At 50.6% G+C, this 16,842-nt stretch carries 18 protein-coding genes and 2 pseudogenes; 17 read left to right on the top strand and 3 right to left on the bottom strand.

Annotated features, from left to right (window positions below; all coding sequences use genetic code 11):
* Positions 1-58 precede the first annotated feature (58 nt).
* Positions 59-235 (top strand): annotated as a pseudogene (locus MTP39_RS04240) (DUF6061 family protein); the annotation flags it as partial.
* An 85-nt stretch (positions 236-320) separates the two neighbouring features.
* Here the strand turns inward: MTP39_RS04240 and MTP39_RS04245 are convergent.
* From MTP39_RS04245 to MTP39_RS04255, 3 genes are all read right to left on the bottom strand, one after another.
* A complete protein-coding gene (locus tag MTP39_RS04245) occupies positions 321-731 on the bottom strand; it encodes a hypothetical protein (protein ID WP_249241561.1) in 411 nt (136 codons plus the stop codon).
* Positions 732-899: 168 nt separating this feature from the next.
* Positions 900-1,631: a hypothetical protein gene (locus MTP39_RS04250; RefSeq protein WP_249241562.1), complete on the bottom strand. Its 732-nt coding sequence runs from the start codon at positions 1,629-1,631 to the stop codon at positions 900-902.
* Between the two features lie 19 nt (positions 1,632-1,650).
* A complete protein-coding gene (locus MTP39_RS04255; protein WP_249241563.1) occupies positions 1,651-1,839 on the bottom strand; it encodes a hypothetical protein in 189 nt (62 codons plus the stop codon).
* A 180-nt stretch (positions 1,840-2,019) separates the two neighbouring features.
* On the opposite strand from MTP39_RS04255, the gene MTP39_RS04260 reads away from it, so the two are divergent.
* The 16 genes and pseudogenes from MTP39_RS04260 (at position 2,020) to pcp (ending at position 16,572) form a co-directional block, all read left to right on the top strand.
* Positions 2,020-2,718, top strand: a complete 699-nt coding sequence (locus MTP39_RS04260) for a LytR/AlgR family response regulator transcription factor (RefSeq protein ID WP_249241564.1) — start codon at positions 2,020-2,022, stop codon at positions 2,716-2,718.
* The gene (locus tag MTP39_RS04265; RefSeq protein ID WP_249241565.1) at positions 2,715-3,980 is read left to right on the top strand and encodes an ATP-binding protein; all 1,266 of its coding nucleotides are present in this window, start codon (positions 2,715-2,717) and stop codon (positions 3,978-3,980) included. The genes MTP39_RS04260 and MTP39_RS04265 overlap by 4 nt, the downstream gene beginning before the upstream one ends.
* Before the next feature lie 78 nt (positions 3,981-4,058).
* On the top strand, positions 4,059-4,376 hold the full coding sequence (locus tag MTP39_RS04270) for a DUF3847 domain-containing protein (protein WP_249241566.1): 318 nt from the start codon (positions 4,059-4,061) through the stop codon (positions 4,374-4,376).
* Positions 4,377-4,757: 381 nt separating this feature from the next.
* Positions 4,758-6,329 carry a MobQ family relaxase gene (mobQ, locus tag MTP39_RS04275; protein WP_442899421.1) on the top strand — a complete coding sequence of 524 codons (1,572 nt, stop codon included), beginning with the start codon at positions 4,758-4,760 and terminating at the stop codon, positions 6,327-6,329.
* A gap of 12 nt (positions 6,330-6,341) precedes the next feature.
* A complete protein-coding gene (locus tag MTP39_RS04280) occupies positions 6,342-8,168 on the top strand; it encodes an AAA family ATPase (RefSeq protein WP_249241568.1) in 1,827 nt (608 codons plus the stop codon).
* A gap of 106 nt (positions 8,169-8,274) precedes the next feature.
* The gene (locus MTP39_RS04285; RefSeq protein WP_249241569.1) at positions 8,275-8,463 is read left to right on the top strand and encodes a transposon-encoded TnpW family protein; all 189 of its coding nucleotides are present in this window, start codon (positions 8,275-8,277) and stop codon (positions 8,461-8,463) included.
* A 1-nt stretch (position 8,464) separates the two neighbouring features.
* A pseudogene (locus tag MTP39_RS04290) lies at positions 8,465-10,098 on the top strand (helicase-related protein); the annotation flags it as partial.
* Positions 10,095-10,427, top strand: coding sequence for a plasmid mobilization protein (locus MTP39_RS04295; RefSeq protein WP_249241570.1), 333 nt, complete (start codon positions 10,095-10,097; stop codon positions 10,425-10,427). The pseudogene MTP39_RS04290 and the gene MTP39_RS04295, both read left to right, overlap by 4 nt.
* Before the next feature lie 101 nt (positions 10,428-10,528).
* The gene (locus MTP39_RS04300) at positions 10,529-10,804 is read left to right on the top strand and encodes a hypothetical protein (RefSeq protein WP_249241571.1); all 276 of its coding nucleotides are present in this window, start codon (positions 10,529-10,531) and stop codon (positions 10,802-10,804) included.
* Between the two features lie 11 nt (positions 10,805-10,815).
* Positions 10,816-11,079, top strand: coding sequence for a hypothetical protein (locus tag MTP39_RS04305; RefSeq protein ID WP_249241572.1), 264 nt, complete (start codon positions 10,816-10,818; stop codon positions 11,077-11,079).
* 51 nt (positions 11,080-11,130) lie between these two features.
* Positions 11,131-12,513: a relaxase/mobilization nuclease domain-containing protein gene (locus MTP39_RS04310; protein ID WP_249241573.1), complete on the top strand. Its 1,383-nt coding sequence runs from the start codon at positions 11,131-11,133 to the stop codon at positions 12,511-12,513.
* A 227-nt stretch (positions 12,514-12,740) separates the two neighbouring features.
* Positions 12,741-13,154 carry a hypothetical protein gene (locus MTP39_RS04315; RefSeq protein ID WP_249241574.1) on the top strand — a complete coding sequence of 138 codons (414 nt, stop codon included), beginning with the start codon at positions 12,741-12,743 and terminating at the stop codon, positions 13,152-13,154.
* Positions 13,155-13,222: 68 nt separating this feature from the next.
* Positions 13,223-13,894 (top strand): 5-oxoproline transporter, DUF969 family subunit, encoded by a 672-nt coding sequence (locus MTP39_RS04320; RefSeq protein WP_249241575.1) that lies wholly within the window; start codon positions 13,223-13,225, stop codon positions 13,892-13,894.
* Positions 13,895-13,908: 14 nt separating this feature from the next.
* Positions 13,909-14,862 carry a DUF979 domain-containing protein gene (locus tag MTP39_RS04325; RefSeq protein ID WP_249241576.1) on the top strand — a complete coding sequence of 318 codons (954 nt, stop codon included), beginning with the start codon at positions 13,909-13,911 and terminating at the stop codon, positions 14,860-14,862.
* Positions 14,863-14,913: 51 nt separating this feature from the next.
* Entirely contained in the window at positions 14,914-15,909 is a 996-nt protein-coding gene (locus MTP39_RS04330; protein WP_249241577.1) for an aminopeptidase, read from the top strand.
* 18 nt (positions 15,910-15,927) lie between these two features.
* A complete protein-coding gene (pcp, locus tag MTP39_RS04335) occupies positions 15,928-16,572 on the top strand; it encodes a pyroglutamyl-peptidase I (protein ID WP_249241578.1) in 645 nt (214 codons plus the stop codon).
* The last annotated feature ends 270 nt before the right edge of the window (positions 16,573-16,842 follow it).

Consider the following 16,842-nt stretch of genomic DNA (forward strand, 5'->3'; position numbering starts at 1 on the left):
CTTGTTTTAAAACATCGTATGACTGCACATAAATTCATAGAAAATTTGTTGCATAATCACAGTTTTGTTTATCTGCATCGCTATTGAGGACGAATACGGCAACACTCCGGCACAGCAGGCGGAGTTTGACTGGCTGCTCCACAACAAGCCCTTGGAGTATGCCCGACTTGTGCTGGGTGGTGAGATTGAGCATTATCTCTCGCTCGGCTGTGACCATGGCAGGTTAGAAGATTGACCTTTAATTAGAATATACAGATAAAACCGACATCCATCTACTTGCGACTTGCAAATAGATGGATGTCTATTATTAACTACGCATTTTAACAATGATTTTTCTTTTCAACAAGCATTCCGATAATAAACGAAAGTAGGAAAACGAGTAGCCAAATCAAAACTCCGTAGTGTGCCTTGAGCCGCCATACTTTTCCTATATACATATCCGGCGTGATTTTTGTGGCGTTTATTTTGATAATAAAATCGCCCAACACTTGTCCGATCAAAATTCCTGTCCAGTTTCCAGCTGTTGTGATAAGAGCTGCTCTATACATTTCCAGAAAACAGAAAGTAACAGATGCAACCCATAAACACAAATAATAATGGGCTGCTGTCCATTCAAACAAGTAGACTTCATGAAACACTGTTTGAGAAAGAAGATAGCACACCACATATGCTAAAAATACGATCAGCAAAAATCCGAGACAAGTTTTCTTTTTTGATGCTGTGTTCTTCATACGGCTTTTGAATCCTATTCCAATGTGTACCGCCATCTTTGCGTTTCATTATAAAACAGCTTGGCTGCTTACTTCGATACTATTTCGACAGTTGGCATCTTGCCTTCCAATCCGAGTTCGTCATCTTCTGCAACTCTATAAAGCGTGCAACCAAGCTTTTTAAAACGATCAGTTTTCAAAGGAGAAACTATCCAGTAAGGTCAGCAGATAATCGTTTGGAATACCAGCCGTCTCACTTTTTTGAGCATTTTCATTGCGGACATAAAGGGCATAGTCTGTTGCATGGTGTTGGAACATGGTATACTGTGCAGTTGTACAGCCAGCACGATCTTGTACTGTGTAGATTTCAAAGCACTTTCCTGACTTCGATGTGTAAAGCTTTTTGGAAATGCTGTAATTCTGTTTAGGGAATGTTTTCGTATACGTTTTCTGAGAACCGCACATTCCATCCACATCATAAAATGTGTTGGCGCAAAGTGAAATACTTACATTTCCGTCCAGCCAGTATCTTGTATATTCCGTCTCCATGACTTTGGTGGAGGAATTGAAAAAGACATTCAGTTGATCTTTTTGGGCAGCGCTATGCTCCATGGTATTCAGCAAAGCGTTTTCCACAAAATGAATGCCGAACAGCTGCTCGACCTGCTCCCGCGATTCTGGTGTCATAGAGTAGAAAGTTGCTCCGGTGCGGGCTCGTTCCTTCACGGTTTGTCGAACCGATTTGTCAATTTCCGTATTGCTTATAACCTCATCTATTTCAGAGACATAGCAAATCTGCGTGTCCTCCGACCTATATGTGATTGAACTGCTCATATCTGCTTCAAGTGCATTTGAGACAGGACTTAGAAGAACTGCTACCCCCAGTAACATTGCGAAGGAGAAGGTTAAACTTTTCTTCATGATTTTCGCCTCCCTGTTTTTAATCTGTATAATCAAGAGCAATCAACATAACAATATGAATCATGCCCTTTTCAACAATTAGGATGCTTATAATAGCTAAGATGAGCAGCTCATATTCGTAAACATATGCAACTGCATCGGAGGGAACAATTACATCTTGCTCGCATAGCTTATCTACAATTTTTTGAGAAAATGTACGTTCCCACATTGTAATGTTGCTCCCAGACTGTCGATTTTCAATTTCAATGCACCATAGATTTTTCTGAAATCAAGACCTTTGGCAAAACTGGTCGTTTTGGCGGCAAAAGTGGTATGTCAAACCACTTGTCAGGCGCAAATGCACAGTTTATAATAGTGTCAGCAACATTACTTTGTGGAGGACGACAAAATGGCGAGGTATCGAATTGCAGTCTGCGATGATGAACCGTCAGAGCTTGAAGATATTGTTCAAAGCGTCAAGCGATATGATGTCCATGGCGATTTTGACATTGAGAATTACACAGACGGTGCAGTGCTTTTAAGTGATTTGCAGCTAAAAAAGAACTTCTTCGATCTTCTGCTGCTTGATATCGAAATGCCTTCAAACGGATTTCAAATTGCGCAAACCTTAACACAGATGGAAAAGCATCCGTTGGTGATCTTTGTTACAAAACGGCATGAATACGCTGTGCAGGGGTATGGCATTGCGTTCCGTTATCTGGTGAAACCACTTGATGAATCGCTTTTTACTGCTGCAATGGATGCAGTTGTCCAAGAATTGAATTCCAAACACTTTACCGTTGAATATGAAGGAGCTACGCTTTCATTGGAAACGTCAGAAATTTATTATCTGGAAAGCCATGGGCATAAAGTTTTGATTCATTGTAAAGGGCAGGATCTCACTCTGCGAATGACGATTCCAGAAGCCTTAGACCAGTTGCCGAAAAGGTGCTTTGCTTCACCACATAAAAGCTATCTTGTAAATATGGAGCATATTGTCTACGCCACTGGAACGACAGTTGTTCTGTCCAGTGGAAATCAATTGCCGATCAGCCGGAGGAAGCGTCAGGAGTTCAATCAGAGCTTTAACGCTTATTTGGGAAGATGATATATTATTTTGTTGAATTTGCCGGGAGTTTTGCTAACATTGCGCTGCTTGTGCTTTTCGTTGACCGTTTATTCCAGAAAAAAGATTTATCTTCACGATGGTTCTATCTTTATATTGCGCTTCTAATCGTGGGGCAATGTACATTGAGCTTATTTCCCACTTGGGTGATGACACGAACGATTTACCTTCTGCTGGGAGGTTTTTTTCTGGCAATTCTGTTTTATGAAGCACAAATATGGCAAGTTATCTTTGCAAGTGCTGCGTTTTTTACGCTGATTGCAGTGGTCGAGATCCTCGCAATGCTCCTTATCGGACTGCGCATCCCAGACACAGCGATTCTAATGCAAGCGGGAGCAGCCAGACTGATCTATGTGGTATTCTCAAATTTGATACAGATTCCATTGGTTGTTTTGCTCTCGCATTTTTTCAGTCGAAAAGAAAGTGTACTGCGTATTCTTTGGCTGCTGCCGATCATCGCTATCCAAATTGCCAGTATCGCAGTTTGTTATGTGGTACAGTACCATGCAGCGGATGAAAATTTTCCAGACTATCTGATTGGCTTGATGGTGGTACTCCTCTTAATGAATATCCTAATCGTTTTCTATGTAGAAGCTCTCCGAAAAAATGAGCAGGAAAAATTCAGAGCGGAATTTAACGAGCAGCAATATCGCTTGCAGATGGAGTATTACCAGCAGCTAAAGGAACGGCAAGAAGAAACAAGAGCCCTTTGGCACGACATCAAAAAATATATTCTGGCAATGCAGGCGGTGGCGGGGCGTGGGAATTCCGAAGAACTTCACAAAATTGTACGAGATGCAACGGATGCCTTTGAACGTTCCAAAAATATTTCTACGATTGGAAATCCAGTTGTGGACGCACTGTTAAATCAGTGTTTACATACAGCAGAAGAAAACGGCATCAAAGTAACTCTGGACGTAACGATTCCAGAAGTTCTATCTATATCTCCGTTATCTTTAAGCATCCTGATTGGAAACACATTCGACAATGCAATTGAAGCTTGTTGTGGCTTGCCGCCAGAACAACGAAAGATCCATTTGCAGCTGCGCAAACAGTATCGAAGCCTTTTCTACCGCCTTGACAATCCATACAGTGGTACCTCGCGCAGCCTTCGGGTTGGCAGCCACCATGGATATGGGCTGAAAAATGTAAAACGTGTGGTACGGGAAAGCGATGGCGATTTTTATGCCGAGAAAAAGAATGGGACTTTTACCGTGAAAGTTCGATTAAACTGCGAAAATTAAATATGTTTCCACAGCCAAATGATCAGCCTCCATACTGATTGTTTGGCTTTTTATTTTCTGAAAAAGGAGTGTGATACCATGACCCAACCCAAAATCGACCTTGCCTATCTCCACAACGAAAAAGCCAAAGCAGAGCAGAAGCTGCGCTCTTGTCAGCACCGTGAGAAGATCCTTGAACGCAGGATGTCGGAGCTAAACCGGAGAGAGCGTGTGCATCGTCTTTGCACCCGTGCCGGAATGCTGGAAAGCTTTCTGGTCTGTCCGGGAGAACTGACCGACGATCAGGTGATGGAACTGCTGAAGATCTCGTTCCGTCAACCGGAAGTCGTGCTGGCACTTGCAAAGATGGTGCATAACGTTCACGAACGTAGCAACGTTCAAAACCCTTTAGAATAAAGGGCGCAATTATACACCTCGTCGTCACTTGCTGCGTATCGTTCGCATCTATGCAAAAGCACAAATGCTCATTCACTCCGCAGTTCCTCCTCTTCCCCATAAAATCATCTTCGATGCTTTTCCGGGGACCCCTTTGTGTGAAATTGCGGTCTTGCAGACGGCTCGATGAAATCGAAGCTGGCGTTTGTGCGCCAGCCCGATTCCATCCCAAGGAAAACTGCATTTTCCTTGCGCTGCTTTGCAGCTATCCTTTTGCGGCTCCCGCCTGAAACCGAAGCGCACAGCACTCCGTTCCAAGGTGGCGAGCACAACCGAATACGATTCCAGACCGTTCACAAGAGCAATCTTGTTGGGCGGTCTTTTTGTTTGGGGGTGATGCCTATTCCGTGTCCGCATTTCAAAATCACCATCGTCAAGCGCAGCCAAGGGCAGTCCGCTGTTGCCGGGGCCGCTTACCAAAGCGGCGAACGGCTATTCAGTGAGTACGACCAGAAAACGAAATTCTACAACAAGAAGAAAGAGCTTGTCCATGCCGAGATCATGCTGCCGTCCCATGCGCCGCCCGGATATGCAGACCGGGCAACCCTCTGGAACGCCGTGGAAGCTGTGGAGAACCAGTGGAACTCCCAGCTTGCCAGGCGCATCGTTCTGGCGTTCCCGGTGGAGGTTCCGAAAGAGCAGTATCTTTCCATGATAAAGGAATTTTGTCAGGAGCAGTTTGTTTCCAAAGGGATGATTGCCGACTTTGCCATCCATGACAAGGGAGATGGGAACCCACACGCCCACATTTTGCTGACGCTCCGGGCAATGGATGAACACGGCAAGTGGCTCCCGAAAGCCCGCAAGGTTTACGACCTTGACGAAAACGGCGAGCGCATCCAACTCCCATCCGGCTACTGGAAGTGCCATAAGGAAAACACGGTGGACTGGAACGACCAGAAGTATGCCGAGGTCTGGCGGCACAGCTGGGAAGTTGTTACCAACCGCTATCTGGAAGCCGCTGGCAGACCAGAACGTGTTGACCTACGCTCCTTTGAGCGGCAGGGCATCCAGCAGATACCGACCGTGCATCTCGGCCCCGCTGCTCACCAGATGGAAAAGCGAGGAATCGAAACCTTTCTCGGAAATCTCAACCGGGATATTCGCGCCGCCAACAGCTTGATGCAGTCCATCCGCAGCACCATCCGTGGTCTGCAACACTGGATCGCAGACCTGACCGAAAAGAAGCAGCTTTTTCTGGATGCTCTGGAAAAAGCGAAGGAACCCACGCTGTCCGACTTGTTGGTGGATTACTTCAACCTTCGCAACGAGCAGCGCAGCGATTGGTCTGACAAGGCAAAACTGAAATGCACTGTCCGGGACTTTGAGGAAATTCGGCAGGCAGTGGACTACCTGAAAGCCCACTCGCTGAACACGGTCGAGGACTTGAATGCTGCAATCAAAGACCTGAGCCAAACCGCTGCCCCGCTACGCAAGCAGCTGAAGCAGAACGAGAACCATATGCAGGCAATCGCCCAGATCAAGGATGCTGCTGCCATCCATGCCAAGCTGAAGCCCATCCACGATACCTTTATCAAGAAGAACTTCAAACTCGCCAAGGATGCTTATGCCGCCCAGCACAAGGATGAACTGGACACGTTCAATAAAGCTGTCCGCACCCTGATGAAGCTGAACGGCAGCACAGCGGTGGATTTTTCGGCATTGGATGCCGAATTTTCTGCGCTGCAATCCGGCAGCGCAGAGCTGCGCAGCCAACTGGAAACTTTGCAGCCGGACATCTCCGCTTTGAAAAATATCCGCAAGTATATCGACATGGTGCTGAATAAGCAGCAGCTTTCCGCATCGGACGGCAAGACCCCGGAGAAAGAATCTGTGCTGAAGAAGCTGCATGAAGCCAAAGCCACCGCCGCCCCGAAGAGACCGGAGCAGCAGAAGAACACACCGGAACTTTAAGGAGGAAGGAATATGACCTACACGCAAGCCCAAATTGACCGTGCAAACGCCGCCAATCTGGAAGATTTTCTCCGTGCGCAGGGCGAAACGCTGGTGCGCAGCGGAAAAGAATATCGCTGGAAAGCTCACGACAGTCTGACCGTGTGCGGAAACAAATGGTTTCGGCACAGCCAGAGCAGGGGCGGCTTTCCTGTGGATTTCGTAATGGAATTTTACGGCAAATCCTTCCCCGAAGCGGTGCAGATGCTGACCGGAGAGCCGGGCAAAGCCCAGCCGGAGGCTGACCCCGCCCCCTCTCCGGCGTTTCGTCTGCCGCTGCGGAACGTCACCAATGCCAACATCCTGAACTATCTGACACGGGAGCGAAAACTCAGCCCCTCGCTGGTGAACTTCTTTATCGCTGCCGGAGATATTTACGAGGATTCCTCCCACCACAACGTGGTCTTTGTGGGGCGGGATGCAGACGGGCATCCCCGCTACGCAAGCAGCCGTGGCATCAATGAGAAGTTCCGGCAGGATGCAGCAGGTGCAGAAAAGGCGTTTGGCTTTGCCCATCGTGGCACCGACAAACAGTTGCTGGTCTTTGAAGCCCCCATCGACCTGTTGTCCTTCATCGAATTGTTTCCAAAGAACTGGCAGCAGCACAGCTATCTGGCATTGGGCGGCGTGTCTGCAAAGGCATTGCAGCAGTTTCTTTCTGAACGTCCGGACGTGGAGCGTGTGTTCCTCTGTCTGGCTGCTCTGCTGCCGGACACCGTGAGCGTGACCCGCATCCAGCCCTGCATGAAAGACTGGAACGATGTTCTGGTGCACCGAGCAGAAATCCCGAATCGCAATTATTTCAAGAGCGTCGTGCTGAAAGAGCCGTCAAAACCGAAAATGGTGAAGATTATCCGCATGAGCGACGTGGAGCTGACCCCGGTGGAATGGCTTTGGAAGCCGTATCTGCCCTTTGGAAAGCTCAGTGTTCTGCAAGGCAATCCGGGCGAGGGCAAGACTTATTTTGCCATGCACCTTGCCGCCGCCTGCACCAATGGAAAGCTGCTGCCCAATATGGAACGACTGGAACCGTTCAATGTAATCTATCAGACCGCCGAGGACGGTCTGGGCGATACGGTCAAGCCCCGTCTGATCGAAGCGGGCGCAGACCTTGACCGAGTGCTGGTCATTGATGACAGCGATGTGCAGCTGACACTTTCGGACGAACGAATTGAAAAAGCCATCATCGAGAACAATGCCAAACTGGTCATAATAGACCCGATTCAGGCATATCTCGGTGCCGATGTGGACATGAACCGGGCAAATGAAGTCCGGCCTATCTTCATGCGGCTGGGACAGGTAGCGCAGCGAACAGGCTGCGTTATTTTGCTGATTGGACACCTGAACAAAGCAGCCGGGATGCAGAGTTTACAGCGTGGCCTTGGCTCCATCGACATTGCTGCCGCCGTGCGCAGTGTCATGTTCATCGGCAAGCTGAAGCACGACCCGACCATGCGAATCCTGACCCATGAGAAAAGTTCGCTTGCCCCGCCGGGCGCATCGCTGGCGTTCTCTCTGGGGGACGAGGGCGGCTTCCGCTGGGTCGGCGAGTACGACATTACCGCAGACGAAATGCTGTCCGGCATTGAGCCGCAGCGTGAAACCAAGACCCAGCAAGCCAAAGACCTGATCTGCACCCTGCTTGCCGGAGGAAAGCGAGTGTTCAGCGAGGACATCGACAAGGCGGCTCTGGAAAGGGGCATCCCCGGTCGAACTGTCCGAGATGCCAAACGTGAACTGAGCGATGCCCTGAAAAGCAAGATCGTGGAAGGCCGCAAAAAGATCTTTTGGATGGAATGAGCTATTTGACTGGCAGAAAAATTTGGCTGGCAAGAAAATCATGGTACACCCACAGTTGCCAGTTTGCCAGCCAAATTTAAAAAGTGACGCTAAAAGGAGAAATCGAATGGAGAATCAGAATTCGAGTTATTCGGTGCAGATTGGCAAAACCACCTTTATTGTGTGCGTGAAGCAGTCCGAAACCGCCAAAAAGCCGATTGAAAAGATGTTCAAGGATATGTGCAGACATGAGGTCACAAGGGCCTTCCTTGCGGACAACCTGATGAATTTAGAAAAATTACCGAAAACCTCTTGACGAAGTCCAGCCCGAGGGCACGGGCTACCGTGCACGCACCCGGTTTGCCAAGTTTTTCAACCTGCCGGAGCTGATGGCCATGTTCAAGGAAGTGGCCGACATCAAGACCAGCGACCAGCTGCATCTGCCGGTGCCGGAAGCAAAGTTTGAAACGGTGGTTGTAAAACCGTCTGACATCCAGAAAGAAATGGTGCAGAATCTGAGTGAGCGTGCAGCTAAGGTGCATTCCGGTACTGTGGATGCGTCCGAGGACAACATGCTCTGCATTACGAATGACGGCCGGAAAATCGGCCTTGACCAGAGGCTGATGAATCCGCTGCTGCCCGATGACCCCGCTAGCAAACTGAACGCCTGTGTGCGGAATGTGCTGCAAATCTGGGAGGACGGCAGGGAGCAGAAACTGACGCAGCTGCTGTTCTGTGATCTTTCTACCCCGAAAAACGATGGGCAGTTCAATGTTTATGATGACATCAAAACGAAGTTGCTGGCCGCAGGCGTGCCGGAAAGTGAGGTGGCCTTTATCCATTCGGCGGACACTGAAGCAAAAAAGGCGGCACTGTTCTCCAAAGTGCGCTCCGGCGATGTGCGGATTCTGCTGGGCAGCACTGCAAAAATGGGTGCAGGCACCAATGTGCAGGACCGGCTTGTGGCGGTTCATCATCTGGATGTCGGCTGGAAACCCAGTGATATGACTCAGCGCAACGGCCGTATCATCCGGCAGGGAAACCGCAACAAAGAGGTGAAGGTGTTCAACTATGTCACGGAAGGAACTTTTGACGCGTACCTTTGGCAGACACTGGAAAATAAACAGCGATTTATCTCGCAGATTATGACCAGCAAATCCCCGGTGCGTTCCTGCGATGATGTGGATGAGCAGGCGCTCTCTTACGCCGAAGTCAAGGCGCTGTGTGCCGGAAACCCGCTGATTAAGGAAAAGATGGACCTTGATGTGCAGGTGGCTAAGCTGAAAGTTCTGAAAGCTGACCATCAGAGCCAGAAATATCGTCTGGAAGACAAATTGCTGACGCAGTTCCCGGCAGATATTCAGCAGCAGAGAGCGCATATTTCCGCACTGAAAACCGATGCGGAAACGGCTGCGGCCCATCCGCAGGACAAGGAAAACTTCTGCGGGATGACCATCAAGGCATGATGTTCGATGACAAAAAGACTGCCGGTGAACGGTTGATTCTGGCGGCAAAAGAACTTCCCGACACAGAGCCTGTTGTGCTGGGCGAGTACCGCGGCTTTGAGCTTTCGGTGCGCTATGAGCCGGTCCGGAACGAGCAGCAGGCGGTGCTGAAAGGCAAGGCGATTTATCCGGTGGCACTTGGTGCCGACCCGCACGGCAATATCACCCGACTGGAGAATCTGCTACAGCAACAGACGGCAGCGCAGGCAGAAGTGGAAAAGTCCTTTCCGCAGGAAGAAGAACTGGCACAAAAATCTGCACGGCTGGCTGAACTGAATGCACAGCTGGATGTGGACGAAAAACATCACGAGCCGGAGATGGAAGAAACGCCGGATGAGGAATCTGCGCGCCCTTCCGTGCTGGCCGCCCTGAACGAAAAGTCGGATAAGGAGGAACCGGTCAAGCCGTTCCGCAGCTACTCGGACCGGGATGGTGATGCCCGATGAGAGAAAAGAGAAACGAGATTTTGATCCTGCGCATCACAAAAACCGAAAAGAATCGGATTTACGAAAAGATGTATGGCATGGGCATCCGCAGTCTGAGTGCGTATATCCGTAAAATGGCATTGGACGGATACTGCTTGAACCTTGACCTGCCGCAGTTGCGCCGGATGTCGTACCTGCTTCAGAATTGCAGCAACAATCTGAATCAGGTGGCAAAACGTGTGAATGAAAGCAATCAGCTTTATGCTGCAGACATTGAAGATTTGTGGCATCGGCTGGACGAGCTGATTGGCATCGGAAAACAGATTCTTTCCAAACTGTCTGAACTTTAACTTTTTTCCGCAGAGAGGAGCTGCGGATTACATATCGATTGACATCCTTGCAATGGATGCGGAGATACCTTTATAATAAGGGCGAAAGGCAGGTGCTCGATATGAGGTTCATTTTTAAGATGGTCATTCTTCCGTTTTCGCTGCTTACGGCTTTCCTTGCGCTGATGCTGAAATTGACATTGAATCTGTCGGCATTTGTGCTTGCGCTGCCGATGCTGTATATTTTTGGCTGCGGACTTTATACTCTTTATTGTAGAGAATGGACGCAGTTCCTGATTCTTTTTGTGGCAGAGTTCGGGTGCTTTTTGCTCATCGTGGCAGGAACGGCGATTGTGGAAGCCGTCGAGCGATTCAGCGAATGGCTTGCGGAACTGTAATGGAGGAAACGATGGATAAAGATAAAATGCTGGATTATTTCAATGACCGTGAGGCAACGCTTTTTCGGGATGAATTGGGAAGCAATGCACGGTATCATGAGCTCCTGCGGAAAAAACTGGCAGCGGAAGACGCACACCGGAAAATGGTGGGCGAAGCAGCATGGAAGCAGTATCTTCAGCTGGATGAGATCTGCAATGAGCTGGAAAGCGTACGATATCAGGCAATGTATCTGGCCGGTGCCGCTGATTTTGAAAAGTTGTTCCGTCAATCCTGATGGATGATGTGCCGCCTTCGGGCGGCTTTTTCTTTATGGGGGTGGTTTGAGGTGGCAGCAACACGGCTGATTGTGCTGCATAAAAACAAGGGAAAGTCTGTTGCGGCTTGCTTGAAAAGCCGCACCGACTATGCACAAAACCCGGATAAAACGGAGCAGGGGCAGCTTGTAAGCAGTTATAAATGCAGCCCCTTGACTGTAGATGAAGAATTTATGCTGTCCAAGCGGCAGTACGAACTTGTTACCGGGCGCAGACAGAAAAGTGACGTGATTGCATATCAAATTCGGCAGTCCTTCAAATCCGGAGAAATCACCGCTGAAGAAGCCAACAAAGTAGGTTATGAGTTGGCGATGCGCTTTACAAAAGGCAAGTATGCTTTTCTGGTTGCTACGCACACCGACCGGGAGCATATTCACAATCACATTATCTATAACTCTACGGCTCTGGACTGCAACCGTAAATTCCGGGACTTTTTGCTGTCGGGGTTGGCCGTGCAGCGGCTGAGTGACCTGATTTGCCTGGAACACAGCCTGTCTGTGATTGAAATAAAGCCCTACCGGGAGCGGCAGAAGCGCATCGTCTACCCGCCTAAGGAGAGCAACCGTGACCGCCTGTGCGGAATCATCGATACAATCCTTGCAGAAAAGCCGGGAGATTACGAAATGTTTTTGCAAAAGCTGGAACAGCAGGGCTATGAGGTAAAGCGTGGCAAGCACACAGTGGTGAAGGGCAAGGGGCAGAAACGCTTTATTCGGTTCCGAACGCTGGGCACCGGGTACAGTGAGGATGAAATCAAGGCGGTGCTGGAGGAAAAGGCGAAGCACCAACCGTACCAGAAAAAGCAGGCCAAAGAGCAGCTCTTCCAGTTGCTGGTGGATATTCAGGGGAAAATGGCAGAGGGCAAAAGTGTCGGCTACAAAAGGTGGGCGACCAAGTTCAACCTGAAGGAGATGTCCAAGACGCTGCTATTTTTACAGGAGCAGAAAATCGGCAGTGCCGAGGAACTGCGGGAACGTGCAGCGGCGGCAACGGAACGCTATCATGCCATGGGCGATTTCATCAAGGCGGCGGAAACGAGGTTGGCCGAAATCGCCGTCCTGAAAACCCACATCATCAACTATGCCAAGACCCGCCCAGCCTATGATGCCTACCGCAAGTCAGGGTACAGTAAAAAGTCTTTGGAAGCCCACCGGGAGGAAATCACTCTGCATAAGGCGGCGAAAGCTGCCTTTGACGAAGCCGGACTGCAGAAGCTGCCGAAGGTCAAGGAGTTGGATGCGGAGTTTGCAGAACTGCTGACCAAGAAGAAAGCAGCCTACACGGACTACCGCAAAGCACGGGACGAGATGCAGGAACTGGTCCGGGCACAGAAAAATGTGGAGCGATTTTTTGCGGAGGAAAAGGACACCACCGAGAAAACGCAGATCCGATAAACGGATAGCGTCGAGAAGACTGTTACCTTTTGGCCAAATAACTCGGGTCTTTTTGTTGTAGATTGTGCAACAGCCCCTGTTCAATCTGTATACAACTTCCCCACAATATAAGCGTTTTTGTTTACTTTTCCGTCACAGTTATGATATAATAATACAATCTATAAAGATGCAGAGTTGTATCCGAAGTGGAGTGGCGCTGCATTCGTTCTGATTTGGAGGCAGCGCTTATGCATCCACTGCTCATTCTAGTTTTAATTTTTGATGTGCTCATTGCCGTTTCGTCGGTGCTGAACCTTGTGAACATGATGCGGGTAAACCTGCTGGTGGAAGAACGCAAAGCGGAAGCATTCACCGTGGAGCGCGTGCGCGTGAGCAAGGCAGCAGCCGGAAAGGGCGGCATCCTTACTTCCTATTTTGGCGTGTATACTTGTCCGGGCGAAACTGGCAAGGGTGAATTCACCTCTACAAACCCCTACGGCAGCGAGGTCGCTGTACCTGAAACCACTACCGTAGTGCCCATGAAGGCTTCCGGCGTGCTGGAAAAATGCGATATTTCCGCCCATCTGCGCCGCCGTCTTGTGCCGCTGTGGCTCACGGCGCTGGGCTTCTCGGTGCTGCTGGCGGCATTCGTCAACGCATAAATCAGACACATCCATGTATTTTCGGCGTTCTTCGCCGGGAAAATATAATTCTGTAAAGGAAGGAAATTATGGAACTACTCAAATTACTTGGCATTGTCATCGTCATCGTCGGCTTTGCGCTGAAGCTGGACTCCATTCTCGTCATTCTGGCTGCAGCCGTTGTGACTGCGATCGTGGGCGGTCTGGGTCCTGTCACCCTGCTGGAGACCCTTGGTAGCACCTTTGTGGCCAACCGCAGCATGGCAATTTTTATTATTATCATGCTGGTCACTGGCACTCTGGAGCGCAACGGCCTGCGTGAGGCAGCTGCGGCTCTGATCGGCAAGTTCAAGGGCGCGACCTCCGGTCTGGTCATTGGCATTTACGGTGTTATGCGTGCGGTCTTTGCCGCCTTCAATGTGGGCTTTGGCGGCGTGGCCGGCTTTGTCCGCCCGGTGATCATGCCTATGGCGGAAGGCGCCATTGTGGCGCGGGGCTATGAACCGAACGAGGATCATGTTGAGGAGCTGAAGGGCATGGCTTCCGGCATGGAGAACGTGACCTGGTTCTTTGGTCAGGTACTGTTTGTGGGCGGCTCCGGCGCACTGCTGGTGCAGAGCACCCTGGCCGGCTTGGGCATTGAAGTGGAGCTGGCCCCGCTGGCTGCCATTGAAGTGCCGGTGTGCATCATTGCTACCGCCGTTACGATCGTGTTCTACATCATCAAGGACCGCAAGATGGTTCAGAAGTATTATAAATAAGGGAGGACAGAAGAATGAGCTTTTTTACAAGTGCTGATGTCACCCTCGCCAATAAGGTGATGGAAGTCATCTACATCATTATCGGCCTGCTGTGCATCAACTGTGGCGTGAAGAACCTGAAGGACAAAGAGAACTCCGAGCCAGTGGGCACCTTTATTTTCTGGGCTGTTCTGGGCGTTGTGATCGCACTGGGCCGCTGGCTGCCCGCTCTGGTAAGTGGTATTCTGGTCGTTGTCATGTGCCTGCCCGCCATCTTCAAGAAGGTGAAGAAGGGTGCCGTCTCTGCTGCTACCAAGGCTGAGACCGAGGCTGCCTATGAGAAGATCGGCATGAAGATCTTTGCTCCTACCCTGAGCATCGGCGTGATGGCTGTTATCTGCGCCATCACCGGTCTGGGCATCGGCCTGTCTGCTCTGAACGGCGTTGCCATCGGCGTGCTGGTATCCGTCATCCTGCTGATGATCATGAACAAGGAGAACAAGCCCTCCACCTTCCTGAACGATTCCGAACGTATGCTGTCCACCGTCGGTCCCTTGTCCATGCTGCCCATGCTGCTGGCGTGTCTGGGCGCCATCTTCACCAAGGCTGGTGTCGGTGACGTGATTTCTGACATCGTCAGCCACATCGTCCCGGAGGGCAATGTGAACGCCGGTATTGTGGTGTACGCCATTGGCATGATGCTGTTCACCATGATCATGGGCAACGCCTACGCTGCCATCACTGTTATGACCGTGGGCATTGGCTATCCGTTCGTTCTGGCACACGGTGCAAACCCCACCGTTATTGGTATGCTGGCCCTGACCTGCGGCTTCTGCGGCACCCTGTGCACCCCGATGGCTGCAAACTTTAACACCGTGCCTGTCGCTCTGCTGGACATGAAGAAGCCCATGGGCGTTATCAAAAATCAGGTGCCTGTTGCGATCATCATGCTGGTCGTCCAGATCGTTGTGATGATCATGCTGAAGTGATCGTCTGTCCCGCTGTAACCTGTAGTTTTTAAAATTAGATCGAGTGATTGAATGGAACAAGCAATTCAGCACGGTGCCAACATTATTGTCAAAGACTGGGTCCGGCTCCGTACAAGAGAACGTCTTTTGATCGTATCCAGCCTGAATTATGCCGCAGAAGTGCAGGCCATGCAGACAACTGCTAAAGCGGTGGGGGCCACCGCTGAGGTTTTGTTGCTGGACGACCTGCATGAACAGGTGGGCCAGTACTTTGATGAACGCGAGGACGCTTTTGACCCCTACGATGCCGTGATCGGTGCAACGGAATATTCGCTGATCACTACGCGGGCGGTCAAGCGGGTGGTGCAGCGGCGGCACAGGTTTCTCTCGCTGCCGCTGAGCACAAATAACGGCCAGTCGCTGCTGAGCTACGACTTTTTGAACATGAGCCTGCCCAAAAGCCGCATTATGGCCAGCATCATTATGAACTGCTACCAGAATGCCAGTAAGATCCATGTGACAACCGACCTTGGCACGAATCTGGATTTTACCATTGAAGGGCGCACTCCCGGTTTCTTCAACGGCTGCTGCCGCGACGGCAACGGTCTGGCATCCTCCAGCGTGGAGGTGTATGTGGCCCCGGTGGAGACCGAGACCAGCGGCACCCTGATCCTGGATGGTTCCATGGGCTACATCGGCGTGGTATCCAGCCCGGTGCGGGTGGAGCTGCAGCACGGCAAGATCGTGGACATTGAGGATAACGAGAGCGGCAGACGGCTCAAACAGTTTCTGCAACGTTTCAAGGACCCTGAAGATATGGTGGTGGCCGCAGAGTTCGGCATCGGGCTGAACACCCACTCCCACTGCGACGGCAACTGCTATATTGAGGACGAATCCACTTACGGCACCTTCCACATTGGTTTTGGACGCAACATCGCCCTTGGCGGTGTGCAGGATGCTACCGGACACTTCGATCTGGTCACCCATGACCCCAACATCTATGTGGACAACCGCATGATCATGGATCACGGACAACTGACCGTTCTAGAGCCATCCATTTATATCTGAGAAAGAAGGTAATTCATTATGAAAATCCTGATTACTGGTTTTGATCCCTTTGGCGGCGAGTCCGTCAACCCTGCTTTTGAAGCTGTGAAGCTGCTGCCCGACACCATTGCCGGTGCCCAGATCATAAAGCAGGAAGTTCCTACCGAGTTTGGCCGCGCCGGTGAAGTGCTGGAAGCTGCCATGAACGCCTCGAAGCCCGATGTGGTCATCTGCATCGGTCAGGCAGGTGGCCGTTCCGCCATCACCCCGGAGAAGGTGGGCATCAATATCATGGATGGCCGCATCCCGGATAACGCCGGTTACCAGCCCGTGGATGTGACCATCCGCGAGGACGGCGAGACCGCATACTTCACTTCCTTGCCTGTGAAGGCCATGGTACAGAAGATGAAGGATGCCGGCATTCCGGCTGCCCTGTCCTACACTGCAGGCTCCTATGTGTGCAACTACCTGATGTACACCCTGCTGTACCTCATCGACAAGAAGTTCCCCGGCGTGCGCGGCGGCTTCATCCATGTGCCTTACGCCATGGAGCAGGTCGTGAATAAGCCGCTGGGCACCCCCAGCATGGATCTGCACCAGATCGCACGCGGTCTGGAAAAGGCTGTGGAAGCCATTGTGGAAAGTGACAGCGACATCGCTGTGAACATGGGCACCACCCACTGAGTTTAAACAAAGAAGGAGCTGTTGCAATGTGACAGCTCCTATTTTTATACGAACAGGCGTAAGAATCAAACGGCATCAATATGATGCCTACCGCAAAGTACGGAATGAGATGCAACAATTGATGAAAGCACAGAAAAATGTGGAGTTGTTTTTTGCGGAGGACAAGAGCAATCTCCGACCGCAGCATACCCGATAAACGAATACCGCCGAGGAGCTTTCCCAGTTGGGAGGCATCCTCGGCGGATTTTTGTTTGTGCAGCAGGTTTAAGA

It is taken from the genome of Faecalibacterium sp. I3-3-33, assembly GCF_023347295.1.
Taxonomy (GTDB): Bacteria; Bacillota; Clostridia; order Oscillospirales; family Ruminococcaceae; genus Faecalibacterium.